Origin of the sequence: Zobellella denitrificans, from assembly GCF_002407485.1 — a bacterium.
Taxonomy (GTDB): domain Bacteria; phylum Pseudomonadota; class Gammaproteobacteria; order Enterobacterales; family Aeromonadaceae; genus Oceanimonas; species Oceanimonas denitrificans.
This window is the reverse complement of the sequence record NZ_CP012621.1, coordinates 3,702,787-3,725,432: the sequence shown is the minus strand read 5'-3', so window position 1 is coordinate 3,725,432 and position 22,646 is coordinate 3,702,787. Positions and strand designations below refer to the sequence as shown.

17 protein-coding genes are annotated in these 22,646 nt (G+C 67.3%); 4 read left to right on the top strand and 13 right to left on the bottom strand.

Features of this window, described 5'->3' with window-relative positions:
- Window position 1: 1 nt before the first annotated feature.
- The 7 genes from AN401_RS17540 to AN401_RS17510 all read right to left on the bottom strand — a co-directional run bounded on the left by AN401_RS17540 (window position 2) and on the right by AN401_RS17510 (window position 9,444).
- Window positions 2-568 (bottom strand): GNAT family N-acetyltransferase, encoded by a 567-nt coding sequence (locus AN401_RS17540; RefSeq protein WP_094039601.1) that lies wholly within the window; start codon window positions 566-568, stop codon window positions 2-4.
- A 25-nt stretch (window positions 569-593) separates the two neighbouring features.
- Complete coding sequence (locus AN401_RS17535) at window positions 594-1,778, bottom strand: MFS transporter (RefSeq protein ID WP_096780062.1); 1,185 nt, start codon at window positions 1,776-1,778, stop codon at window positions 594-596.
- Entirely contained in the window at window positions 1,775-3,094 is a 1,320-nt protein-coding gene (locus AN401_RS17530; RefSeq protein ID WP_096780061.1) for a lysine N(6)-hydroxylase/L-ornithine N(5)-oxygenase family protein, read from the bottom strand. Before AN401_RS17530 ends, AN401_RS17535 begins: the two co-directional genes overlap by 4 nt.
- Window positions 3,091-4,656 carry a pyridoxal phosphate-dependent decarboxylase family protein gene (locus AN401_RS17525; RefSeq protein WP_096780060.1) on the bottom strand — a complete coding sequence of 522 codons (1,566 nt, stop codon included), beginning with the start codon at window positions 4,654-4,656 and terminating at the stop codon, window positions 3,091-3,093. The genes AN401_RS17530 and AN401_RS17525 overlap by 4 nt, the downstream gene beginning before the upstream one ends.
- Before the next feature lie 335 nt (window positions 4,657-4,991).
- Window positions 4,992-6,359 carry an efflux transporter outer membrane subunit gene (locus AN401_RS17520; RefSeq protein ID WP_096780059.1) on the bottom strand — a complete coding sequence of 456 codons (1,368 nt, stop codon included), beginning with the start codon at window positions 6,357-6,359 and terminating at the stop codon, window positions 4,992-4,994.
- Between the two features lie 2 nt (window positions 6,360-6,361).
- Entirely contained in the window at window positions 6,362-8,290 is a 1,929-nt protein-coding gene (locus AN401_RS17515) for a MacB family efflux pump subunit (protein WP_096780058.1), read from the bottom strand.
- The gene (locus AN401_RS17510; RefSeq protein WP_096780057.1) at window positions 8,290-9,444 is read right to left on the bottom strand and encodes an efflux RND transporter periplasmic adaptor subunit; all 1,155 of its coding nucleotides are present in this window, start codon (window positions 9,442-9,444) and stop codon (window positions 8,290-8,292) included. The genes AN401_RS17515 and AN401_RS17510 overlap by 1 nt, the downstream gene beginning before the upstream one ends.
- A gap of 555 nt (window positions 9,445-9,999) precedes the next feature.
- On the opposite strand from AN401_RS17510, the gene AN401_RS17505 reads away from it, so the two are divergent.
- Complete coding sequence (locus tag AN401_RS17505; RefSeq protein WP_096780056.1) at window positions 10,000-11,589, top strand: acyl-CoA dehydrogenase family protein; 1,590 nt, start codon at window positions 10,000-10,002, stop codon at window positions 11,587-11,589.
- Window positions 11,590-11,674: 85 nt separating this feature from the next.
- On the opposite strand, the gene AN401_RS17500 is transcribed toward AN401_RS17505, so the two are convergent.
- Complete coding sequence (locus tag AN401_RS17500; protein ID WP_096780055.1) at window positions 11,675-13,624, bottom strand: TonB-dependent receptor domain-containing protein; 1,950 nt, start codon at window positions 13,622-13,624, stop codon at window positions 11,675-11,677.
- 213 nt (window positions 13,625-13,837) lie between these two features.
- Between AN401_RS17500 and AN401_RS17495 the strand changes: the two genes are divergently transcribed.
- Complete coding sequence (locus AN401_RS17495; protein WP_094040677.1) at window positions 13,838-14,758, top strand: LysR family transcriptional regulator; 921 nt, start codon at window positions 13,838-13,840, stop codon at window positions 14,756-14,758.
- Between the two features lie 103 nt (window positions 14,759-14,861).
- On the opposite strand, the gene AN401_RS17490 is transcribed toward AN401_RS17495, so the two are convergent.
- The 3 genes from AN401_RS17490 to AN401_RS17480 form a co-directional block, all read right to left on the bottom strand.
- Window positions 14,862-15,218: a metalloregulator ArsR/SmtB family transcription factor gene (locus AN401_RS17490; protein ID WP_096780054.1), complete on the bottom strand. Its 357-nt coding sequence runs from the start codon at window positions 15,216-15,218 to the stop codon at window positions 14,862-14,864.
- Entirely contained in the window at window positions 15,212-15,625 is a 414-nt protein-coding gene (locus AN401_RS17485; RefSeq protein ID WP_094040679.1) for an arsenate reductase/protein-tyrosine-phosphatase family protein, read from the bottom strand. The genes AN401_RS17490 and AN401_RS17485 overlap by 7 nt, the downstream gene beginning before the upstream one ends.
- A gap of 90 nt (window positions 15,626-15,715) precedes the next feature.
- The gene (locus AN401_RS17480) at window positions 15,716-16,693 is read right to left on the bottom strand and encodes an NAD(P)/FAD-dependent oxidoreductase (protein WP_096780053.1); all 978 of its coding nucleotides are present in this window, start codon (window positions 16,691-16,693) and stop codon (window positions 15,716-15,718) included.
- A gap of 185 nt (window positions 16,694-16,878) precedes the next feature.
- Here AN401_RS17480 and AN401_RS17475 point away from each other — a divergent pair, with 185 nt between their 5' ends.
- Together AN401_RS17475 and AN401_RS17470 are read left to right on the top strand one after the other, a co-directional pair.
- A complete protein-coding gene (locus AN401_RS17475; protein ID WP_096780052.1) occupies window positions 16,879-18,183 on the top strand; it encodes an inosine/guanosine kinase in 1,305 nt (434 codons plus the stop codon).
- 76 nt (window positions 18,184-18,259) lie between these two features.
- Window positions 18,260-19,030, top strand: coding sequence for an EAL domain-containing protein (locus AN401_RS17470; protein ID WP_096780051.1), 771 nt, complete (start codon window positions 18,260-18,262; stop codon window positions 19,028-19,030).
- Window positions 19,031-19,627: 597 nt separating this feature from the next.
- Here the strand turns inward: AN401_RS17470 and AN401_RS17465 are convergent.
- Both AN401_RS17465 and ytfE read right to left on the bottom strand, forming a co-directional pair.
- Window positions 19,628-21,898, bottom strand: a complete 2,271-nt coding sequence (locus AN401_RS17465; protein WP_096780050.1) for a nitric-oxide reductase large subunit — start codon at window positions 21,896-21,898, stop codon at window positions 19,628-19,630.
- Entirely contained in the window at window positions 21,891-22,568 is a 678-nt protein-coding gene (gene ytfE, locus AN401_RS17460) for an iron-sulfur cluster repair protein YtfE (protein ID WP_096780049.1), read from the bottom strand. Before ytfE ends, AN401_RS17465 begins: the two co-directional genes overlap by 8 nt.
- Window positions 22,569-22,646 lie beyond the last annotated feature (78 nt).

Sequence of the window (22,646 nt, the reverse complement as noted above, 5' to 3'; positions counted from 1 at the left end):
ATCAGTCCTCGATCAGGGCGGAGTGGTATTGGTCACGGGTACAGAAGGCGAGATGGGCCGTCTTTTCCGGCAGCGGTATCTGCCGCTGGTAGACGAAGCCGGCGCGCCGGTTCAGGGCATGGATCTTGTCGTTGCGCACGTCCGGCTCGACCACCACCCGCTGTACTTCGGGCTGGCTGAACAGGAAGTCCATGATGGTGCGGAACACCTGCCAGGTGAAACCGCGGATCGGCCGTTCGGCCGGGGCCACCAGCACGTGCATGCCGTGGTCCCCGGGTGCCACCGGGTAGTGCTGGCCGATGCGGTCATGGCGGGGATCGTAGCATTCCACCAGGAAGGCGGGGCGGCCGTCGTGCAGCCCCAGCAGGGCTTCGGCGTGGTCGCAGGCGTCCATCTCCCGGTAGAAGGCCGCAACCTGCTCCGGGGTGTGGTCCTGCATGCCCCAGAAGCGGGCGTAGTCCCGGCTCAGCCAGTCGTGGAGCAGGGCCGTGTCCTGCTGCGGGTCGAGCGGGCGCAGGGCCAGTTCGCCCAGGCCGGGCACCCTCTTGCGAAAGCGAATGTCGGTCATGATGTCTCCTCTTGGCGGGGCGGAATCAGGGCGTGGCCACCGCGGCGGGGGCGGCGCGGGTGGCCGTCCTCAGGGTGAGTGAATAGAGCGCCATGCTGGCCAGGAAGCCGAGGGCGGCGGCGAAGAAGGTCACCGTCAGGCCCTGGGCCACCACCAGGCTGCCGGCGGCGAAGGACGACAGCAGTACCCCCAGGTTCTGGCAGAAATGCACCTTGCTGAAGTCGGTGGCATAGTCGGCCGGGGTGCTGAAGCGGAACAACAGCAGGTCCAGCCGCACCATGGCCTGGAACAGCGCCCAGCCGTACAGCACGCGGCCGGCCAGCACCACCGCCGGCTGGGGGGCGGCCTGCAGCAGCAACCCGGCCAGGCCCAGGGCGATGGCCGAGACGATGGCGCCATGGCTGCAGTCCTGGCCCTTGCCGGTGCGGTGATTGACCCAGAGCGCGACGAAGGCCACCAGCCCGGGGATGGCGTACACCGCCCCCGACACCATGGGGCTGGTCAGGCCCGACACCGCCTCCCAGTAGCGGGAGAAGAAGGGGCGTACCAGGAAGGCGCTGAAGTAGAACACCAGCATGATGAGGCCGAGGCGCAGCACCAGCCCGGGCACCTTGGGGGTGCTGGGGGCGTCTTCCGCCGGGGCGGCCTTTGCCGCTTCCAGATGACGGCCCTGGCTCAGCAACAGCAGGCAGATGCCGACCTGGATGAAGTCCCCCAGGGGCATCACCAGGAACAGGTCCCGGGGCGCCATAAACTGCAGCACGGTGCCGCCCAGCACGGCGCCGGCGATGCTGCCCAGGTGCACTATCACCGACAGCAGGCCGATGGTGCCGCCGTGTTTGTCCCGGTGCTCCAGGCTCATCACGTAGGGGTAGATCAGCAGGTAGCTGGCCTTGAACACCAGCATGGTCAGCGACAGCACCCAGAAGCCGGCCAGGGTTTCGGCGAAATAGCACCAGATGCCCAGGGTGCCGGCCACCAGCTGGGTGTACACCAGCAGCTTGAGCACGGCGATCTTCTTCGCCACCCGGGCCCAGACCGGAAAGGCCAGCATCACCGTCAGGCAGATGGCCCCGATATAGAAGCCCACATGGTGCGGGCTGCGCTCCCCGTAGGCGCCTTCGAAGAACTGGGGATAAAAGGGCAGCAGCATAGTGTCGAACACCACCGCCAGCAGGGTGATGGCGATCAGCGCGGGTTTGAGTTTCATAGGGTGATCGCTTCCCGCTCGGGCACCGCCGCCGTGGGGGCGGCAAACTGCTGGAAGGCGATGCGCCTTTCCACCGGATAATGCTCCTGGCCGGTCAGTTCGCGGATCAGCCAGGAATTGCGGTAGCAGGCCATGCCCAGATCCGGGGTCACCAGGCCGTGGGTATGGGACTCGGCATTCTGCACGAAGATCTGATTGCCGCCGTGGTCGATGCTGTAGTTGCGGGCCACGTCGAAACGACCGCACCCGTCCCAGCGGATGCGCCTGGCGATGCCCTGCACAAATTCGGGCAGGCAGGGCCGGTAGCCGGTGGCCAGCACCAGCGCCTGGGTGCGGTGACGGTAGTCGACGCCCTGCTCGGTTTGGCGCAGCGTCAGCGCCAGGTCGCCGTCCACCGGGGTGACCGCCTTCAGCTCGGAGTTGGTGTGCAGCTGCACCCGGATGTCGGCGAGCAGCCGCTTCTGGTAGAGCAGATCGTAGATGTCGTCGATCAGGCTGGCGTTGATGCCCTTGTACAGCCCCTTCTGGCTCTGCAGCAGGCTGTCCCGCTGGTGCGGCGGTAGGGCGTGGAAATAGTCCACGTATTCCGGCGAGGTCATCTCCAGGGTGAGCTTGGTGTACTCCAGGGGGAAGAAGCGGGGCGAGCGGGTGATCCAGCTCAGCTGGTAGCCGCGGCCGTCGATGTCCTGCAGCAGGTCGCGGAAGATCTCGGCCGCGCTCTGGCCGCTGCCGACCACGGTGATCGCCTCCCGCTGCTGCAGCTCCGCCTTGTTTTGCAGGTAGTGGGCGGAGTGGATGACGGGGCCCTCCACCTCGCGGCAGCACTCGGGCAGGTAGGGCCGGGTGCCGGTGCCGAGCACCAGCTTGCGCGCCAGGAAGCTGAGGGCGTCGCCGCTCTGGCGATCGGTCGCCCGGATGCGGTAGCACCGCTGCGGCTCCAGGTACTCGATATGCTCGACCCGGGTGTTGAAGCGCAGGTTGGGCAGCCGGCTCACCGCCCACTGGCAGTACTGGTTGTACTCGTTGCGCAGCAGGAAGAAGTTCTCCCGGATATAGAAGGAATAGATCCGGCCCTGCTCCTTGATGTAGTTGAGGAAGCTGAAGGGGCTGGTGGGATCCGCCAGGGTCACCAGATCCGCCATAAAGGGGGTCTGCAGGGTGGCGTCTTCCAGCAGCATGCCGGGATGCCAGTCGAAGCCCGGTTTCTGATCCAGGAAAATACCCTTGAGCCCTGCTATGGGGGCGGTCAGGCAGGCCAGGCCCAGGTTGAAGGGGCCTATGCCGATGGCGGCAAAGTCGTGGATGCTGTCGTTCATGCGGGGATCTCCGTGGCCAGCCGGGGCTGGCAGGGTTCCGGCTGGGCCAAGGCCTCGCCGTGGTGCGCGATCAGGGTGGCGACGGCGTCGATGTCCGCCAGGGTGGTGGCCGGGTTGAGCAGGGTCAGCTTGAGGTACTGGCGCCCCTCGACCTTGGTGGCGGCGATCACCGCCTCGCCGGAGCGGAAGATGGCCTTGCGGATCTCGGCGTTGATCCGGTCGAGCTGGTCCGGGTCCGCCCCGGCCGGCACATAGCGGAACACCAGGGTGCTCAGGGTGGGCTTGTGCAGCAGCTCGAATCCCGGGCGCCGGGCCAGCAGGCGGTGGGCGTCCCGGGTCAGGGCCAGCAGCTGGTCGAAGGCCTCGCCGAGCCGCGCCGCGCCCATGGTGCGCAGGGTCAGCCAGAGCTTGAGCGCGTCGAAGCGGCGGGTGGTCTGGATACTCTTGTTGACCAGGTTGGGGGTGCCCTCGCGCAGCTGGCTCAGGGGGTTGAGGTAGTCGGCGTGGTGGGTCACCACCGCCAGCTGGCGCTTGTCCTTGACGAAGAAGGCGCCGCAGCTCACCGGCTGGAAGAAGGACTTGTGGTAGTCCACGGTGACCGAGTCGGCGTATTCGATGCCCTTGAGCAACTGCCGGTGGCGGGACGATACCAGCAGGCCGCAACCGTAGGCGGCGTCGGCGTGCAGCCAGAGATCGTAGCTGCGGCAGATGGCGGCGATGTCCTCCAGCGGATCCAGGCTGCCGAAGTCGGTGGTGCCGGCGGTGGCCACCACGGCGATGGGGATCAAGCCCCCGGCCAGGCAGGCGTTGATCTCCCGCTCCAGCTCCAGGGTATCCATGCGGAAGTCGGCATCGCAGGGGATGGACACCACCGCCTGATAGCCCAGGCCGAGGATGGCCGCCGACTTCTGCACGCTGAAGTGGCTGGCGGCGGAGGTGAAGATGCGGAACTTGCCGGCATTGTCCGGCAGGCCGTGGAGCTTGTTGTCGTGCCCCTGCTGCTTGCGGGCGCAGTGGCTGTCCCGGGCCAGCAGCAGCGCCATCAGGTTGGACTGGGTGCCGCCGCTGGTGAAGATGCCGTCGGCCTCGGGGCCGAGCCCTATCTTGCCCAGGGTCCAGTCGATCAGCTTCTGCTCGATCAGGGTGCCGCCCACGCTCTGATCCCAGGTGTCGAGGGAGGAGTTGACTGCCGTCAGTATCTGCTCCGCCAGCAGCGCCGGCACCACCACCGGGCAGTTCAGGTGCGCCACGTAGCGGGGGTGGTGGAAGTAAACGGCATCGTCGAGGTAGAGCCGTTCCAGCTCCGCCAGCGCCGCCTCGGTGCCGGACAGAGCCTGGTCCAGATCGATGCCGGCGAAGTCGGGCGCCAGCTCCCGGGGCAGTATGCCGGTGAAGGGGCGGCCGGCGCCGGCGGTTTTCCGCTGCACCAGTTCGATGCCGCTGTGCAGGCTGTCCCGGTAGTGGGCGAGATTGCGGTGGTTGAAGAGAAAGTCGGTGGGGGACGCTGTCGTCGGATCCGCCGCCGCGGCCCGGGTGGTCCCGTGCTGAATTGTGTCCGTCATGGTGTTTTCCTTGTGCTCCGCCCTCTCTGAGGCCTTGTGCCTGGTTCTGTTCGTCACTGTCGCCGATGGTGTGGGGCCCTATCGGCGCCCAGCAAGATAATTAAATGCAAAGATAAATGCAAATGGTTATCAATAAGTATTGCGTCTGTTTTCGACGCCTGACCGGCCGCCCGCGCTCCAGCAGCAAGGTGCCAGCCTGCAAACGGCGGAGGTTCAGTGCCCGGCTGCCTGATTTTTAAACCATGTGGTGCTCTGGGCTAAGGAAGAGGAAAGCGCGCCAGGGGGCTGGAGGAGGTAGGGTTGTGAACCCCGGCGCCGGGGCCGGGGAGCTGCGCTCAGCCGGCCTGCCAGCCGCCGCCGAGGGCCTTGAACAGGTTGAGGGCGCCGTCCAGCCGGTTCTGGCGCAGGCCGGCCAGTTGTTCTTCGGCGCTGAACAGGGTGCGCTGGGCATCGAGCAGGGCCAGCAGCTCGTCGGCGCCTTCCCGGTAGCGGGCCTCGACCAGGCGCAGGGTTTCCCGGGCTTCGTCGACGATCAACTGCTGCTGGGCTTCCTGGTCCCGGTACAGGGCGGCGTTGCCGAGGGCGTCTTCCACCTCCTTCAGGGCGGTGAGGGCGGCCTTGCGGTAATTCTCGGCCAGCTCCCGCCGGCGGGACTCGTTCAGCCGTACCTGGGCGCGCAGCCGGCCACCGTCGAACAGCACCTGGCCGAGCGAGGCCCCCAGGCTCAGGGTGCGGGTGGGATCCGCCAGCGACAGCAGGGCATTGCTTGCCAGGCCACCGCTGCCGGTGAGGCTGATGGCAGGCAGCAGGGCGGCGCGGGCCGCCGCCAGGTTGGCGTCGGCCGCCAGCAGCGCGGCTTCGGCGCTGGCCAGATCGGGGCGGCGGCTCAGCAGCTCCGACGGCAGGCCGGGGCCGACCGCCGGCACCGCCAGCGCCATCAGCGCGCCGGCGCCGAGTTCGAACGACTGGGGCGTGCGGCCCAGCAGTATGGCCAGTGCCGAACGGCTCTGGCGGGCCTGTTCCCGCAGCGGCAGCAGGGCCGCCTCCTGGCTCAGCACCAGGGTGCGCTGGCGGCGCAGGTCGCTCAGGGCGGCGGCGCCGTAACGGTACTTGGCGTCCACTATCGCCAGGTTGTCCCGGGCCAGGGCCAGGTTGTGCTCGTTGATGCGGATGCGCTCCCCGGTGGCCAGCCACTGGAACCAGGCGCTGGCCACGGCGGCGGTGAGGGTCAGGCGGGCGCTCTCGTAGTCGTGGCGGCTGGCGTCGAGGCCGGCGTCGGCGGCCAGCCGTTCGGCCCGGTTCTTGCCCCAGAGATCCAGCTCGTAGCCCAGGGTCAGCCCCAGGCTGCTGCGCTCGCCCACGTCGCCCGGGTCCGACCAGGTACGGTTGCTGGCGGCGCTGGCGTTGAGGCTGGGGAAGAGCGAGGCGCCGGCGGCGGTGAGCTGGGCCTCCGCCTGGGCGATGCGTTCGGCGGCGATGCGCAGATCCGGTGCTTCGGCCAGGGCTTGCTCGATCAGCGCGTCCAGGGTGGGCGAGCCAAAGCCCCGCCACCACTGGCGATCCAGCTCGGCGCCGTCCTCGGCCGGGCTCAGCCACTGTCCGGCCAGGGGTAGCGCCGGCGGGGCACTGGCGTCGGGCAGGGCGCAGCCGGTCAGGCTCAGCAGCAACAGCAGGGACAGGGGACGCAAGGGGGTGGCAATCATGATTACTCCGAAGCCAGGGCGATAACGGGATCCAGCCGGGCCGCCTTGCGCGCCGGCAGCCAGCCGAACACCAGGCCGGTGACGAAGGCGCAGCCGAAGGCGAGCAGCACCGGCGACAGGGAGACATACACGGGGAGATCGAAGCGGGCCACCAGGGCGGCGGCGCCCAGCCCCAGCACCACGCCGATGGCGCCGCCCAGGGCCGAGACCACCAGCGCCTCGGTGAGGAACTGCTGCAGTATGTGGCGAGTGCGGGCGCCGGTGGCCATGCGGATGCCGATCTCCCGGGTGCGCTCGGTCACGCTCACCAGCATGATGTTCATCACCCCGATGCCGCCCACCAGCAGCGAGATGGCGGCGATGGAGCCGAGCAGCCAGGTAAAGGTCCGGGTGGTGGCGGAGACGGTGTCGATGATGGAGGACATGTTGCGGATCTGAAAGTCCTCCACCCCGTGGCGGGCCAGCAGCAGCCGGTGGATCTCGGTTTCGGTGTCGCCGATACGATTCACGTTGTCCACCGCCACCACCAGGTTGCGCAGGAAGCGCTGGCCGAACAGGCGCAGGCCGCCGGTGGTGTAGGGCACGAACACCACGTCGTCCTGATCCTGGCCCCAGGGCGAGGCGCCCTTGGGCGCCATCACCCCTATCACCTGGAACAGGATGTTGTTGACCATGACGTACTGGCCCAGGGGATCCCTGTCCGGAAAGAGGGCGTCCACCACCGACTGGCCCAGCACCGCCACCGTGGCGTAGCTCTGCTCGTCGTCCTCGGTGAAGAAGGTGCCGGCGCTCAGGGCCCACTGGCGGGCGAAGGGGAAGTCGGCGGAGGTGGCGTTGATCTCGGGGCTGTGGTCCAGGTTGCCGGCGCGCAGGGTGGCGGTGCCGCCGATCTCCGGCACCGCCGCCGCCACGTTGGCCACTTCCCGGATCGCCTCCATGTCCTCCGCCACCAGGGTGGAGGCGCCCCGCCGGCCCCACTGGTTGGGGGCGCCGGGGCGCACCACCAGCAGGTTGCTGCCCATGGCGCTGATGCTCTGCACCACCTGTTGCTGGGAGCCGTTGCCGATGGCCAGCATGGTGATCACCGAGGCCACCCCGATGACGATGCCGAGCAGGGTGAGGGCGGCACGGAACAGGTTGCTGCGCAGGGAACGAAAGGCGGTGCGCACCGCCTCCAGCAGTTCGGTGGCAAGCGAACTGCCGGCGCGGGAACGGGCGGGGGGCGCATGCTCCCGCCGCCCCTGGGCCGGGCCCGGATCGGCGATGATGCGGCCGTCGCTGATCTCGATGATGCGGTCGGCCTGGGCCGCCACCTTGGGGTCGTGGGTGATCAGTATCACGGTGTGGCCCTGGCGGGCCAGGCCGGTGAGCAGGGCCATCACCTCGGCGCCGCTGTGGCTGTCGAGCGCGCCGGTGGGCTCGTCGGCGAGGATGATGTCGCCGCCGTTCATCAGGGCCCGGGCGATGGACACCCGCTGCTGCTGGCCGCCGGAAAGCTGGCTGGGCCGGTTTTTCAGGCGGTTTTCCAGCCCCAGGGTAGTGAGCAGTTGCTCCGCCCGGGCATGGCGCTCGGCGCGGGGCAGGCCCGAGTAGAGGGCCGGCACCTCAACGTTTTCGCGGGCGCTCAGGCCGCCCAGCAGGTGGTAGCTCTGGAACACGAAGCCGAAGGTGTCCCGGCGAAGCGCCGCCAGCTCGTCGCCGCTCAGGCTGGCGACGTCCCGGCCCATCAGCCGGTACTCGCCGCCGCTGGGCTGGTCCAGGCAGCCGAGGATATGCATCAGGGTCGACTTGCCCGAGCCGGAGCTGCCCATGATGGCGACGAACTCGCCCCGGTGGATGACCAGATCGATGCCGTGCAGCACCCGGGTGGCCAGTTCGCCGCTGCCGTACTGCTTGGTGATGCCATGGAGGGAGATCAGTGGCGTGTTCATCAGAAACGCATCCTTATGCCGCCGCCGGAGCGACTGTCCGCCGTGGCTGGCGCCACGTTCAGCACCACCTGCTCATTCAGGGCCAGGCCGTCGCGGATCTCGGCCTGGATGCGGTTGCTCACGCCCACCTCGACCCTTCTGGTTTCCAGGATTCCCGCCGCAGTGAGCACTCGCACCTCGGCCTGGCTGCGGTCGCGCCGGTCCGGAAAGGTCAGCGCCGACATGGGCACCAGCAGCACGTCCTCGGCCTCGGCCAGCACGAAGAACACCTGGGTGGTCATCTGGGACATCAGCCGGCCCTGGGGGTTGTCGATGTCGAACAGGGCGTTGTAGAGCACCACGTTGTTCTCCACCACCGGGCTCGGCTCCACCTTGCGCAAGGTGCTGTACCAGCGCCGGCTGGGCTCGCCCAGGGTGGTGAAGTACACCTTCATCCCGGGGCCGAGCTTGCCCACGTCGGCCTCGGATACCCTGGCCTGCACCGTCATGGTGGCCAGGTCGGCGATGCGCATCAGGGTCGGCGCCTGCTGGGTGGCGTTCAGGGCCTGGCCCTGGCGCGCCTCTATGCTCACCACGGTGCCGTCCATGGGGGCATAGATGCGGGCGTAGTCCAGGTTGGCCTCGTCGGCGCGCAGGCTGGACTCGGTCTGGCTGATCTGGGCCTTGAGCGCCTCTATCTGGGCCTCCGCCGAGCGCAGGCCGGCCTCGGCGGTCTGCAGCGCCTCGCGGGAGGTGGCGTTTTCCGCCATCAGGTTCTGCTGGCGCCGGTGCTGGAGGCGGGCCAGGGTGAGCTGGGCTTCCCGGTCCTTGAGCTGGGCCCGCTGGTTGCGCAGCTGGGCGCGGCTGGCGTCCACCTGGGCCAGGTAGACGGTGGGGTCTATCTCCGCCAGCAGGTCGCCGGCGCGGACCTTGTCGCCCACTTCCACGTGGATCACCTTGAGCTGGCCCGAGACCTGGGCGCCCACGTCCACGTAGTCGCTGGGCTGGAGCACGCCGGTGGCGGTCACCTGGTCGACCAGCTCGCCCTGCAGTACCGCCACCGTGACCGGGGCCGAAGCGGCCTTGCCGCCGAACAGGCGGTCGGAAAACACATAAGCGCCGAGGGCGACAGCCAGCAGGGGCAGGCCCAGCCAGAGCAGGGTGGTTCTCTTCATATTGTGCGGATCCCGGGTAAACACCGGTGGTGTTGGACCATGGTGGATGGGTGATGTTCGGCTATTCAAACACTTAAATGTCACCAGAGTTTGTCAATGTTTCACAAATCCGGTTCTTTGACAAAGTTGCCCGTTGAGATGGAAAAATCGGCCCATCGTTTTCCTTTCCCGACAGGCTTTGTCTCGAGCACTATATAGCCTAAAACCTGGGCAGTGACGATTCCTGGTGCGTGGGCTGTCGCCATGGCTTGGGTGTTGCGCGTCACCTTGGGGCGCGGGCGGCCCGCCCGCATGATGATGGCACCGAGATGGACGAAGGCACACCCAACCCGCGATGCCTGTTCTGCCTTGAGTCTTTTTGAACCTGTTGTGTGCTATGCCAGCCCGAGGGTTCGCGCTACGCGCGAAGGCAGGCGGGCCGCCTGCGCTCCACCGGCAAGGCGCACACGCCAGAAAGCTTGATTTTTAACCATGTGGTGCTCTGGGGTTGGAGGAGGTTGGTCGGGTGCCTCACCTTCTATACTGGGGCTGAACAGGCTGAGCGAGGAGGCCGCCATGGACAACCAGACTCCCGATTTCGTCGACCAGGATGCCTTCACCCTGGACCAGGCGCTGGTGGAGGGGGTGATGCGCGAAGGCGCCGCCTGGGCCCGGCCCGGGCTGGAGCAGTACGGCCGCTGGATCACCCGTCCCGACATCATCGCCGCCGGCTTTGCCGCCAACCGCTGGCCGCCGGTGCTGCACGGCCTGGACCGGCAGGGTCGGCGGCAGGACAGGGTGAGCTACCACCCGGCCTACCACCAGCTGATGCGCCACGCCCTGGAGGCGGGCCTGCACGCGGCCCCCTGGCGCGAGCCCGGCACCGGCGCCCAGGTGGCCCGGGCGGCGCGCTATTACCTGCACAGCCAGGTGGAGGCCGGCCACTGCTGCCCGCTGACCATGACCTTCGCCGCCGTGCCGGTGCTGCAGCGCTACCGTCCCGACTGGCTGGGCAAGGTGCTGGCCCTGGCCTACGACGGCGACGACAAGCCCCCCGAGCGCAAGCCGGGCCTGACCCTGGGCATGGCCATGACCGAGCGCCAGGGCGGCTCGGACCTGCGCGCCAACACCAGCCGGGCCGAGCCGCAGCGGGACGGCAGCTACCTGCTGCGCGGCCACAAGTGGTTTATGTCGGCGCCCATGTCCGACGCCTTCCTGGTGCTGGCCCAGGCGCCGGCCGGGCTCGGCTGCTTCCTGGTGCCGCGCTGGTGGCAGGGCGGGCGCAACGGCCTGGAGCTGCAGCGGCTGAAGGACAAGATGGGCAACCGATCCAACGCCTCCGCCGAGGTGGCCCTGGCGGGGGCGAAAGGCTGGCTGCTGGGGGAGGAGGGCCGTGGCGTGCACACCATCATCGAGATGGTGGCGCTCACCCGCTTCGACTGCATCCTGGGCTCGGCGGCGGGCCAGCGGCAGGCGGTGGTGCAGGCGGTGCACCATGCCCGCCACCGCAAGGCCTTCGGCGAGCGGCTGATCCGCCAGCCGCTGATGCGCCGGGTGCTGGCGGACCTGCAGCTGGAGGTGGAGGGCAGCCTGGCATTGGGGCTGCGGCTGGCGCGGGCGCTGGACGACAGCACGGTGCCGGGCGAGGCGGCCCTGGTGCGCCTGGGCACGGCCATCGGCAAGTACTGGGTATGCAAGCGCACCCCCCAGCACGCGGCCGAGGCCATGGAGTGCCTGGGCGGCAACGGCGCCATGGAGGACTTCATCACCGCCCGGCTGTACCGGGAGGCGCCGATCAACGCCATCTGGGAGGGCTCGGGCAATATCCAGGCGCTGGACGTGCTGCGGGTGCTGGATAGCAATCCCGATGCCCTGGCGGCGCTGCGCGGCGAACTGACCCCGGTGTTGGCGGCCTTTCCCCGCCTGGGCCGGACCTGGCGGGCGCTGGAGCCGCTGCTGAAGCATCCGGCGCCGGAGTTGGCCCGCCATGTCACCGAGCGGCTGGCGCTGCTGTGGCAGGGCGCCATCCTGGCCCGGGGCGCGCCCGAGGGCGTGGCCCGGGCCTTTATCGACAGCCGGCTGGGGGAAGGCGGCCTGACCTTCGGCACCCTGGCGCCGGGCTGCGACCTGGAGCTGCTGCTCGGCCGGGCCCTGGCCGGCGACTGATCAGGCCGGTTCCTGGCCGGGCGAGAAAGGCGGAAATGAAAAAGGCCCTCGGCAGAGGGCCCCGGCAGGCAAGCGTCAGGAAGGATCAGAATTTTACGTCCAGCCCCACCCAGTAGGTACGGCCGTCCAGCACCCGGTTGTGCCTTTCTTCGCTGATGTCGGTGTCGGTCAGGTTGTAGATGCCGAACAGCAGGGTGGTGGCGTCGTTGACCAGGTAGTTGCCGCCCAGGTCCAGGGTCTTGTAGGCCGCGAACTTCTCGCCGGCGGCGCCGCCGCGATCGATTTCGAATTCGGAGCCCTTGTAGCTCAGGGTGGTCCACAGGTTGAGCTGTCCGGTGGCGTCCCAGTCGAGGGTGGCGGAGGCCTGGTGGCGGGGAGTGTCGTTCAGGGGATCGCCCTGGTTGGCGCCGCTGCGCTGCTCCGAGTCGGTGAAGCTGTAGCTGCCGGACAGGCGCAGCGCCTCGTTCAGGGGCAGCTTCAGGCCGAGTTCGGCGCCCTGGATGCGGGCCTTGTCAACGTTTCTCCGCTCCTGGATAAAGGTGTAGGAGGCGCCGGACGGGGTGGTGCAGTTGTTGTCGCGGCAGATGTCGTAGATCAGGATCTTGTCTTCAAAGTCGGTGTTGAACAAGGTCAGCGAGCCTTCGACGCCATTCTCGCCCTGGTAGATCAGCGACAGCTCCTCGTTCAGGGTCTTCTCCGGCTTGAGGTCCGGGTTGCCCAGGATCACGCCCGAGCCTTTGCCGGTGATCTGGCCCCATTCGGGGGTGACTTCCCGCAGGCCCGGCGCGCTGAAGCCGGTGGACACGCCGCCCTTCAGGGTCCAGTTGTCGTGCAGGCGCCACACGCCGTAGAGGCGCGGGGTGACTTCGTTGCCGTAGTTCTGATCGCGGTTGAAGCGGGCGCCGCCGGTGAGGGCGAAGCGGTCGGTCAGTTGCCATTCGTCCTCGATGAAGAGGGCGCCGCGCCAGCGTTCGAGCTCGCTCACGCTGGGGTTGAACTGGTTGCCCGTATCGCTCAACGCTTCTTCGAAGTATTGGCCGCCCAGGGTGACCAGGTGGCTGCCCAGGGGCAACAGCAGGCTGGCGTCCACCACCCGGTTCTCGATTTCCATCTCGCGGGTTTCGTTTTCCGCCTGCTCGTGGCTGTAGCTCAGCTGGCTGGTGCCCAAGCGCCAGCGGCCCTCGTGGGACAGCGCGTACTGGGTGCGGGCATAGTCGGCATCGGAGAGGTCGGCGCCGGCCTCGGCGCTCTTGCCCGGGGTGGCGGTACGGCTCTGGGTGCTGTGGCCGAGATCCAGGCGGATATCCTGGGTGTCGGTGGGGGTCAGGTCGAGCCGCAGGCTGGCGCTGTTCATCTCCTGTCTGGGGTAGTAGCCGACCCGGTCATCCTCGTCGCGGCGGGCCGCCTTGCCGGCAAGCTGCACGCCCAGCAGGCCCTCGATCAGCGGGCCGGAGACGGCGGCGCTGGCCTGCTGGGCATCGCCCGCATAGCCCCGGTTGCGGAAGCTGTTTTCCAGGCGGACCGAGCCGCCCCAGCGCTCGCCCACCTTCTTGGTGATGATGTTGATCACCCCGCCCATGGCGTCGGAGCCGTAGAGGGACGACATGGGACCGCGCACCACCTCGATCCGCTCAATCCTGTCCAGCGGCGGTATCCAGCCCTGCTCTATGCCGGGGCCGTCGCTGTTGGGGCGGGTCTGGCGGCTGCCCTGGCGCTTGCCGTCCACCAGGATCAGGGTGTACTTGGCCCCCAGGCCGCGGATGCTGATGTCCTGGCTGGCGCCACCGCCGGTGATGGTCACGCCGGGCACGCCGCGCAGGGCATCGGTCAGATCCCGGAACGACTTCTTCGCTATCTCCTCGGCGGTGATCACGCTGATGCTGGCCGGCGCGTCCGTCACGTCCTGCTCGAACCCCGAGGCGCTGACCACCACGGTATCGAATACCTGGGTTTGCTGGGCCTGGATCGGCAGGGCGGTGCCGAGCAGGGCGGCGGAAACGGCACAGGCCAGGCGACCGGGACAGGGCAGGGGCATGGAATCTCTCCTTTTATTTAATGCGAATGGTTATCAAAATCGAGTGCGATTATAGTGACAAACCTCGCCCGAATAGGAGAGTGGCGGCTGGAACATGCCGTTCCATTTAGTTGAACGGGTGGGATGCATCGGCGCTTAAGGCTGTTAATACTAACGATTCTCATTGGCGGGTGGTAGACTGCCGGCCACCTGTCACCGATAAACGCATTCCCCATGCACGACTTGCTGGAACTAGAAGGGTTTACCGCCGTCATGGCCTGCGGCAGCCTGACCGAGGCCGCCCGGCAACTGGGCATGCCCAAGTCCACCCTGAGCCGGCGGCTGAGCCAGCTGGAGGAGCGGCTGGGCCAGCCCCTGCTCAACCGCCAGGGCAACCGGCTGCAGGCCACCGAGGCCGGATTGCTGTTCGAACAGTACAGCCGGCAGATACTGCGGCTGGCCGAACAGAGCCGGCAGGCGATGGACGATCTGCGCGAGGAGGTGAGCGGCGAGCTGGTGGTGCGGGTGCACAGCTGCTGCTGCCGGGGCTGGTTTCCCCAGGCGCTGGAGTGCTTTCTCGCCGCCTACCCGGGCATGCGCATCTCGCTGCATACGGTGACCCGGCCGCCGGCGCCGGGCGAAGGCCAGGGGGAGATCTGGCTGTGGGTGGGCAAGGATCCGGAATGCGGCCTGCGCCACGAGGTGCTGAGCTTCTGGCCTTGTGGCCTTTACGCCAGCCCGGGCTACATCGCCGCCCGTGGCCTGCCGGACCATCCCCGCGAGCTGCCGGCCCACGCCTGGGTCGACTGGCTGGGCGAGGCGGGCGAAGGGCTGGCGCTGCGGCACGAGGCCGAGGGCGAATACCTGTTCCAGCCTTCTCCTTCCCGCCTGATGGTGGACAACCTGGTGTTGCAGCTGGACGCCATCACCCGCGGCCAGGGCATCGGCATACTGCCGGTGCAGTTCGCCGAGGGGTACATGGCGGCCCATCCGGGCAAGCTGGAACGCTGCCTGCCCGACTGGCGGCTGCCGTCATGGCCGGTGGGGCTGCTGTATTCCTTCGGCCGCCAGCCGCGCAAGGTGGGGGCGCTGCTGGCCCATATCCGCAAGTCGATGCCGGACGCCTGGCGCTACCACGAAGAGCAAGGCTGCTAAAGCGGCACCTACAGCGGCACCGATAGGGGCTTAGGCAGCGCCGGCTCTTGGGGCGCGGGCGGCCCGCCCGCATGAGGGAGTAATACGAAGGTTGTCAGCGGTCTCAGCAGCACAGCCGCTGGCGTTCGGGCCTGTTGCCCATGTGCGCCAGCCGGGCGCGGGCCGGGGCGATGTAGTCCTGATAGTGGTCGAAGGTGTGCCGCAAAATGGCCAGGGCGCCCGCGTCCAGCACCGGCGACAGCCGGTAGTAGACCCACTGCCCCTCGCGCCGGTCCGCCAGCAGGCCGCTCTGACGCAGCAGCGCCAGGTGGCGGGAGATCTTGGGCTGGCTCTCGTTCAGGGCGTGGGTCATTTCGCACACGCACATCTCCTGCTCGGCCATGATCATCAGCACCAGCTGCAGCCGGGTATCGTCCGACAAGGCCTTGAACAGGGAGAGGGGGAGGCGCTCGGCTACCACAGGGGCTTCTCCTGGCGATCCTGCACCAGCACCAGCAGCTTGATGCGCTCGTAGATTTCGTGGGCCACCTTGGTGGCCTCGGGCTGGGAGCAGCAGGAGGTGTCTTCGAAGTGCCAGGCCATGAAGCGCGCCGCCGGCACCGCCTGGGCGGCCTGCTCGACCTGTTCGCACAGGCTGATCACAATGTCGAAATACTGGTCGGCAACCCTGTCCAGCCCTTTGCTATGGAGCCCCTCGGTGTTCACGCCAAGCCGGTGCAGGGCGGCCAGCGCATTGGGCTCTATATCAGAGGGCTGGAGGCCCGCGCTCGTCACCTCGTAGCGGTCGGCGGCAAGGTGCCTGAGCAGGGCCTCGGCGATAGGAGAGCAGACGGCATTGCTGTGGCAGACAAAAAGCACACGAGTCATGGCGGAATCTGGATCCTGAAAGATGGCAACATCATATATTCGGACTTTCGTATGTCAACGCCGGTTTCATGCAATTGTCATCTGGCTGGGCTATAGCCGGCGTGCCAGGGCCCCGGCCAGGGCAAGCCCGCTGGTAAAGGCCGCCTCCACCCGGCCGCCCAGGCACCAGTCGCCGCAGGCCGCCAGCCGGGCCTGCGGATCCAGCAGGAAACCCGGTGCCGGCTGCTTCACCTCGGCGCTGAGGGCGTAGCGCCAGCGATGCAGGCGGGCGCCGGTGATGGCCGTGGGCGCGACCCCGGTGAGGGTGCAAAAAACCTCGAGCAACTGCGCCTGCACCTCGGCCTGATCGTCCTCCAGCCGCTCCGCCGCCCATTCGGGCGTGGAATGCACCACCAGGGCCCCCGCCCGGCGGTTGCGCCCCGGCAACCGGTGGTTGCAGGCAATCCAGCGCACCGGCGCCTCCCTGACCACGGCGGCGTCCCAGCCGGGCAGGCTGCCGTCGTCCACGGCCAGCAGCAGGGCGTAGCAGGGCTGCATGGCAAAACCGTCGAAGATCCGGTCGGGCAGGGGCAGCAGGGCCCGGGCCTGGGGCAGGGGGGCGGCGCTTACCACCCAGTCGTAGTCGCCCAGGTGGCTGCCGTGCTCGTCCCACAACCGCCAGCCAGCCGGCCGCCGCTCCAGCTCCGCCACCCGGGTTTGCAGGCGGATGTCCAGCCCGCGGGCCAAGCCCTTGACCAGGGCATTCATGGCCGGCACCGCCACATAGTGGGGCTCGAACCAGGGCCGTGGATAGGGCGGCCTGTCCGGGCTCAGGGTGGTGATCCTGGGGTGCCATTGCGCCACGGTGCCGTCGGCGATAAAGGGGGCCAGCCACTCGCGAAAGGCCGGGGTGCGGGCGGTGAAAAACTGGGCGCCGTGATCCCACTGGCGGGCGTCGTCGCGGCGGGTGGACATGCGCCCGCCCAGGCCGCGGGCCTTTTCAAACAGGGTGATCCGGGCGTGGGGCGCCAGTGCCCGGGCCAGGGTGATGCCGGCCAGGCCGGCGCCGATGATGGCGATGCTGGTCATGGTGTGCTTGTATGCGGACTGATGGGTGCCACTCTTGACCGGGCCCAGGCCGGGGGTCTTTCATTGAAGAAGGCGAAAGGCCGGCGGATTTTTTAACGCTCAAACGTTTGCGCGTTTTTTGTACCGGTGAGCCGGGCGCGGCTTTTTGCTAGACTCCGCCGACCGTTGCTTTGAGGTAAAGACAAATGAAGTTTCCCGGCCAGCGCAAGCACAAGCATTTCTTTCCGGTGGAGGCCCGCGACCCGCGCCTGAGCGAACTGCTGCCCCAGAACAAGCCGGTGTCCGGCCACATCTGCGGCATCGACCAGGTGCTGGTGGACATCGAGGCCCAGGTGGACGACAACTTCCTCGCCCGCCACGGCCTTTCCAAAGGGCACTCCATGCTGCTGCCGGAAGACAAGGCCGAGGCCCTCTACCGGGAACTGCTGGAGCGGGAACTGATCGTGTCGGAGTTCGCCGGCGGCACCATCGGCAACACCCTGCACAACTACTCGGTGCTGGCCGACGACCGATCCGTGCTGTTCGGGGTGATGAGCGAGAACATCCGGGTGGGCAGCTCGGCCTACCGCTACCTGTGCACCACCTCCTCGCGGGTGGATCTGAACTACCTGCAGCCGGTGGCCGGCTCCATCGGCCAGTGCATCACCCTGATAAGCCCCGACGGCGAACGCAGCTTCGCCATCAACAAGGGCATGATGGACCACCTGGCGCCCGCCCACCTCGACCAGGCGCAGATCCAGAGCGCCTCGGCGCTGGTGCTGACCGCCTACCTGATGCGCTGCGAAGAGCACGAGCCCATGCAACAAAGCGCCCTGCAGGCGGCCGAGTGGGCACGCCAGGCGGGGGTGCCGGTGGTGCTGACCATGGGCACCCGCTTTATCGTGGAAGACCGCAAAGACTGGTGGCAGCAGTTTATCCGCGACCATGTCACCCTGGTGGCGATGAACGAGGAAGAGGCCCTGGCCCTGACCGGCATCGCCGACCCGCTGCTGGCCTGCGAGCGGGTGCTGGAGTGGGCCGACATGGTGCTGTGCACCGCCGGCCCGGCCGGGCTCTACCTAGCCGGCCATGTGGATGACGAACACAAGCGGGAAACCAGCCGGCCGCTGCTGCCCGGGGCCATTGCCGAGTTCAACCGCTACGAGTACTCCCGCCCCATGCGCAAGGCCGACTGCGCCGCGCCGCGGAAGATCTACACCCATATCTCGCCCTACATGGGCGGCCCCGAGCGCATCAAAAACACCAACGGCGCCGGCGACGCCGCCCTGGCCGCGCTGCTGCACGACCTGGCCGCCAACGACTACCACAGGGCCAACGTGCCCGGCAGCGCCAAGCACCGGGCCCGCCACCTGACCTATTCCTCCCTGTCCCAGGTGAGCAAGTACGCCAACCGGGTGAGCTTTGAGGTGCTGGTGCAGCATTCGCCCCGGCTTTCCCGTGGCCTGCCGGAGCGGGAAGACTCGCTGGAAGAGGCCTACTGGGACCGATGAGCCGCTCGCCCGGCTTGTTGCCGGACCGGGTTATCTGTTACAAGTGAACGGCGCGTACCGGCATTAAGGCAACAAGATGGATTTTCCCGCACGAGTGAAGCAGCAGAGCTGCATGGATTGCCTGAGCGGCCAGTCGCTGGGGTTTGACATCAGGATGGCGTTCCAGCCCATCATCGACTGGCAGCGGCAGGAGGTGTTCGCCTACGAGGCCCTGGTGCGGGGCCCCGACGGCCAGGGCGCCGGCTGGGTGTTCGAGCGCATCACCGACGACAACAAGTACTATTTCGACCAGTCCTGCCGGGTCAAGGCGATAGAAACCGCCAGCCGGCTGGGCTGCGACAAGCTGCTCAGCATCAACTTCCTGCCCAACGCGGTGTACAACCCGGAAACCTGCATCCGCGCCACCATAGAGGCGTCCACCCTGTTCGGCTTTGATCTGCGCAAAATCATCTTCGAAGTGACCGAAGGCGAGCAGATCCTGAGCCAGGACAAGCTCAGGCGCATTTTCGAATCCTACGCCCGGCACGGCTTTTTGACCGCCATCGACGACTTCGGTGCCGGCTTTGCCGGGCTGGACTGGCTGCACAGCCTCAAGCCCGCCATCCTCAAGCTTGATATGAGCCTGATCCGCGACATCCACCGGGACCCGGCCAAGCAGCAACGGCTGGCCGAGGTGCAGCGGATCTGCCACGAGCTGGGCGCCCTCATCCTGGCCGAAGGCATCGAAGTGGAGGAGGAGCGGGATTTCCTGGTTAACGCCGGGGTGCGCTACCTGCAGGGCTACCTGTTCGCCCGCCCGGCCCTGGAGCACCTGGCCGGCCGGGACGAGATCAACGGCTGGCGCTAGGGGCCGTTTCAACGGACCATCCCCCCACCGGCGCCGTGGTTTGGTCTGATGTAGGGTCCACTTCAGTGGACCAACCCACCACCGGCGCCGTGGTTTGGTCCGATGTAGGGTCCACTTCAGTGGACCAACCCACCAACGGCGCCGTGGTTTGGTCCGATGTAGGGTCCACTTCAGTGGACCAACCCGCCACCGGCGCCGTGGTTTGGTCCGATGTAGGGTCCACTTCAGTGGACCAATCCACCACCGGCGCCGTGTTTGGTCGAATAAATTCGACCCTACAAGCCCCGCCGTAGATCCATACCAACGGACCATCCCGCCACCGGCGCCGTGGTTTGGTCCGATGTAGGGTCTATTTCAGTGGACCAACCCACCACCGGCTCCGGGGGTTGGTCCGATGTAGGGTCCACTTCAGTGGACCAATCCACCACCGGCGCCGTGTTCGGTCGAATAAATTCGACCCTACAAGCCCCGCCGTAGATCCATATCAATGGACCAATCCGCCACCGGCCACAACAAAAAGCCCCGGCGCCATTGGCGCCGGGGCTTGGTTTTAAGGCTTATGCCTTTGCAGGAGCGACGTCGGTCGACCGCCTCCGTTTACTTGGCCAGCTCGGTCACGCCTTCGGCTTCGGCCTTGCGCGGCCAGAGGCCGATGACCACCTGCCAGCTGACCGCCAGGGCACCGATGATAAACACGATGTCACCGAAGGTGCGCACCCAGCGCAGGGTTTGCAGCAGGCCCTGCTGCATAAAGCTCTCGCTGCGGGCGTACCACAGGCCTTCGCTGGCGCTGGCCACGAACTGGATGATCCCCACCGGCAGCACGCTGGTGAACAGCATCAGCACCAGGCCGCCGTTCAGCCACCAGAAGGCGGTTTTCATCAGCGACTCGTTGAACACCATGTTGGGGCGGATATAGCGCAGCACCAGCAGGGCGAAGCCCAGGGCCAGGAAGCCGTACACCCCGAACAGCGCCGCGTGGGCGTGGGTGGGCGTGGTGTTCAGGCCCTGGATGTAGTAGAGCGCGACGGGCGGGTTGATCATAAAGCCCAGTACGCCGGCGCCCAGCATGTTCCAGAAGGCCACGGCCACGAAGAACATCAGCGGCCACTTCACGTTTTCCATCCAGGGGGCGCGGTGCTTCAGGCGCCAGTTTTCCCAGGCCTCGTAGCCCAGCACTACCAGGGGTACCACTTCCAGGGCGCTGAAGGTGGCGCCCACCGCCATCACCGGGGTGGTGGTGCCGGAGAAGTACAGGTGGTGGAAGGTACCGGGGATGCCGCCCAGCATGAACAGCGAGGCCGAGGCCAGGCTGGCGGTGGTGGCCACCTTCTTGGACACCAGGCCCATGCTGCAGAAGATAAAGGCCAGGGCGGTGGTGGCGAACACCTCGAAGAAGCCTTCCACCCACAGGTGCACTATCCACCAGCGCCAGTATTCCATGACGGAGATGTGGGTGCGCTCGCCGTAGAAGAAGCCGGCGCCGTAGAACAGGCCGATGGCGGCGCAAGAGGCGGTGAGCAGGGCCAGCAGGTGCTTGTCGCCGGGCTGGCGCAGGGCGGGGACCACGCCGCGCAGCATCAGCACCAGCCACAGCACTATGCCCACGAACTTGCCGATCTGCCACAGGCGGCCCAGATCCACGTATTCATAGCCCTGGTGACCCAGCCAGAAGTTGAGGTTGGCGGGCATGATCTGGGCGATGGCCAGGTAGTTGCCGATAAAGCTGCCCGCCACCACGGCGACCAGGGCCCAGAACAGCACGTCCACCCCCAGTTTCTGGAACTTGGGATCCTTGCCGCCGTTGATCATCGGTGCCAGGAACAGGCCGGCGCCGAGGAAGCCGGTGGCAATCCAGAACAGGGCGCTTTGCAGGTGCCAGGTACGCACCAGCGAGTAGGGCAGCCACTTGGACAGCTCAAAACCGTAGAAATGCTGGCCTTCCACCGTGTAGTGCGCGGTGAGGCCGCCCATCATCACCTGGAAGGTGAACAGGGCCACCACCAGGAACACGTACTTGCCCAGCGCCTTCTGCGAGGGAGTGAGTTTAAAGCTGGTGAGCGGATCCCGGGCCGGGGCGGCGGGTTCGTGCTCTTCTTCCTTGCGCAGGAAGGACCAGCCCCAGATCAGCCCGCCCACGCCGGCGATCAGCAGCACCACGCTGACGATGGACCAGACGATGTTCTCGGCGGTGGGCCTGTTGTCGATCAGCGGCTCGTGGGGCCAGTTGTTGGTGTAGGTGGCGTCTGAGCCGGGGCGTTCGGTGGCGGCGGCCCAGGCGGTCCAGAAGAAGAAGTTGCTCATGTCCGCCCGGCGCTCGGCGCTGGGCAGGGTGTTCTCCTTCATGGCGTAGCTCTGGCGGGTGCCGCGCAGGGCCGGATCGTTGCCGAACAGCTGGTCGTAGTAGGCGGCGGTGTCGGCCATGGCCTGGGCCCGGCGGTTGGAGATCACCAGCACGTCGGCGTTGGCATCGTAGCTGTTGAACCGGTATTCCCGCTTCAGCCGGTGCTCGAGCACGGCCTGCTGTTCCCCTTCCAGGTTATGGAAGGCGGTGCCGAACTCGTCTTGCGCGGCCAGTTCCAGCCAGGCTTCCAGCTCCCGGTGCAGCCAGTCGGCGGTCCAGTCCGGCGCCTGGTAGGCGCCATGCCCCCAGACCGAGCCCAACTGCATGCCGCCGACCGATTGCCAGGCGGTTTGGCCGTCGAGGATGCCGTCCTTGGTGGTGAGCAGGGTACCGCTCTCGGTGACCACCTGGGCGGGGATGGGCGGCGCCACCCGGTAAACTTCGCGGCCAAAATAGCCGAGAATGGCGAAGGTAATGCCGAGAACGACGAGCAGTATCGTCCACAGGCGACGATAGTTAGCCATGGTGCACCTCCTGGCGCGGGGATGGTTGGAACAGGATGTTGTTTTCCAGATGGATGTGTTGCATTAAATCGGTGTGCAGCTCTTCCAGGCCGGTGTAGAGCGCCTCCCAGGTGGCGCAGGCCTCCGCCGGCAGGGTGAGGTTATCGGTCAGTTCCAGCAGCCGGGCCAGGGCCTGGCCGTGGTCGTCGTGCTCCATGCGCATCACGGTGATGGGGCCGCGAGCCGGATCGAACAGGCCCCGGCGCAGCATGGGGAACAGGATCTGCTCTTCCTTCTGCATGTGGCTTTCCAGCTCCTGGCGCATGGCGTCCAGGTGATCGGCCAGGCCGTTGGGGCAGTCGGGGCTGTCGCCGTGCACCGCTTCCACCCGGCGGGCCAGGCGCAGCAGCTCCACCAGCTGCTCCCGGTGCACATCGTGGTAGCGGGCCAAGATATGATCGATCAGCGCGTCGGTGTCGGCCTCGGCCCAGTTGCACTCGCCGGTCTGGTGCGCCGGCAGCGCCTCCAGCCGGGCCAGCAGCTCGGCGGCGTTCAGGCCGCGCTCGGCCAGGGCGTCGCGCAGCAGAGTCTGGCCACCGCAGCAGAAGTCCAGCCGGTACTGGTGAAAGACGCGGGTAGCGCCGGGAATGTCCCTGGCCAGCGAGCCGAGGGAATGGTCAAGCAGGCTCATGGTATTGCTCCTTGATTGGGGTATTATGGTTACCTATTTAGCAATGCCTGTGCCAGTTTTTAATTTATTGATTTTTAA

What these genes read in the sequence shown, in the direction of transcription:
- AN401_RS17540 (WP_094039601.1), bottom strand. Translation starts at nt 568, where the DNA reads ATGACCGACATTCGCTTTCGCAAGAGGGTGCCCGGCCTGGGCGAACTG.
- AN401_RS17535 (WP_096780062.1), bottom strand. Translation starts at nt 1,778, where the DNA reads ATGAAACTCAAACCCGCGCTGATCGCCATCACCCTGCTGGCGGTGGTG.
- AN401_RS17530 (WP_096780061.1), bottom strand. Translation starts at nt 3,094, where the DNA reads ATGAACGACAGCATCCACGACTTTGCCGCCATCGGCATAGGCCCCTTC.
- AN401_RS17525 (WP_096780060.1), bottom strand. Translation starts at nt 4,656, where the DNA reads ATGACGGACACAATTCAGCACGGGACCACCCGGGCCGCGGCGGCGGAT.
- AN401_RS17520 (WP_096780059.1), bottom strand. Translation starts at nt 6,359, where the DNA reads ATGATTGCCACCCCCTTGCGTCCCCTGTCCCTGCTGTTGCTGCTGAGC.
- AN401_RS17515 (WP_096780058.1), bottom strand. Translation starts at nt 8,290, where the DNA reads ATGAACACGCCACTGATCTCCCTCCATGGCATCACCAAGCAGTACGGC.
- AN401_RS17510 (WP_096780057.1), bottom strand. Translation starts at nt 9,444, where the DNA reads ATGAAGAGAACCACCCTGCTCTGGCTGGGCCTGCCCCTGCTGGCTGTC.
- AN401_RS17505 (WP_096780056.1), top strand. Translation starts at nt 10,000, where the DNA reads ATGGACAACCAGACTCCCGATTTCGTCGACCAGGATGCCTTCACCCTG.
- AN401_RS17500 (WP_096780055.1), bottom strand. Translation starts at nt 13,624, where the DNA reads ATGCCCCTGCCCTGTCCCGGTCGCCTGGCCTGTGCCGTTTCCGCCGCC.
- AN401_RS17495 (WP_094040677.1), top strand. Translation starts at nt 13,838, where the DNA reads ATGCACGACTTGCTGGAACTAGAAGGGTTTACCGCCGTCATGGCCTGC.
- AN401_RS17485 (WP_094040679.1), bottom strand. Translation starts at nt 15,625, where the DNA reads ATGACTCGTGTGCTTTTTGTCTGCCACAGCAATGCCGTCTGCTCTCCT.
- AN401_RS17480 (WP_096780053.1), bottom strand. Translation starts at nt 16,693, where the DNA reads ATGACCAGCATCGCCATCATCGGCGCCGGCCTGGCCGGCATCACCCTG.
- AN401_RS17475 (WP_096780052.1), top strand. Translation starts at nt 16,879, where the DNA reads ATGAAGTTTCCCGGCCAGCGCAAGCACAAGCATTTCTTTCCGGTGGAG.
- AN401_RS17470 (WP_096780051.1), top strand. Translation starts at nt 18,260, where the DNA reads ATGGATTTTCCCGCACGAGTGAAGCAGCAGAGCTGCATGGATTGCCTG.
- AN401_RS17465 (WP_096780050.1), bottom strand. Translation starts at nt 21,898, where the DNA reads ATGGCTAACTATCGTCGCCTGTGGACGATACTGCTCGTCGTTCTCGGC.
- ytfE (WP_096780049.1), bottom strand. Translation starts at nt 22,568, where the DNA reads ATGAGCCTGCTTGACCATTCCCTCGGCTCGCTGGCCAGGGACATTCCC.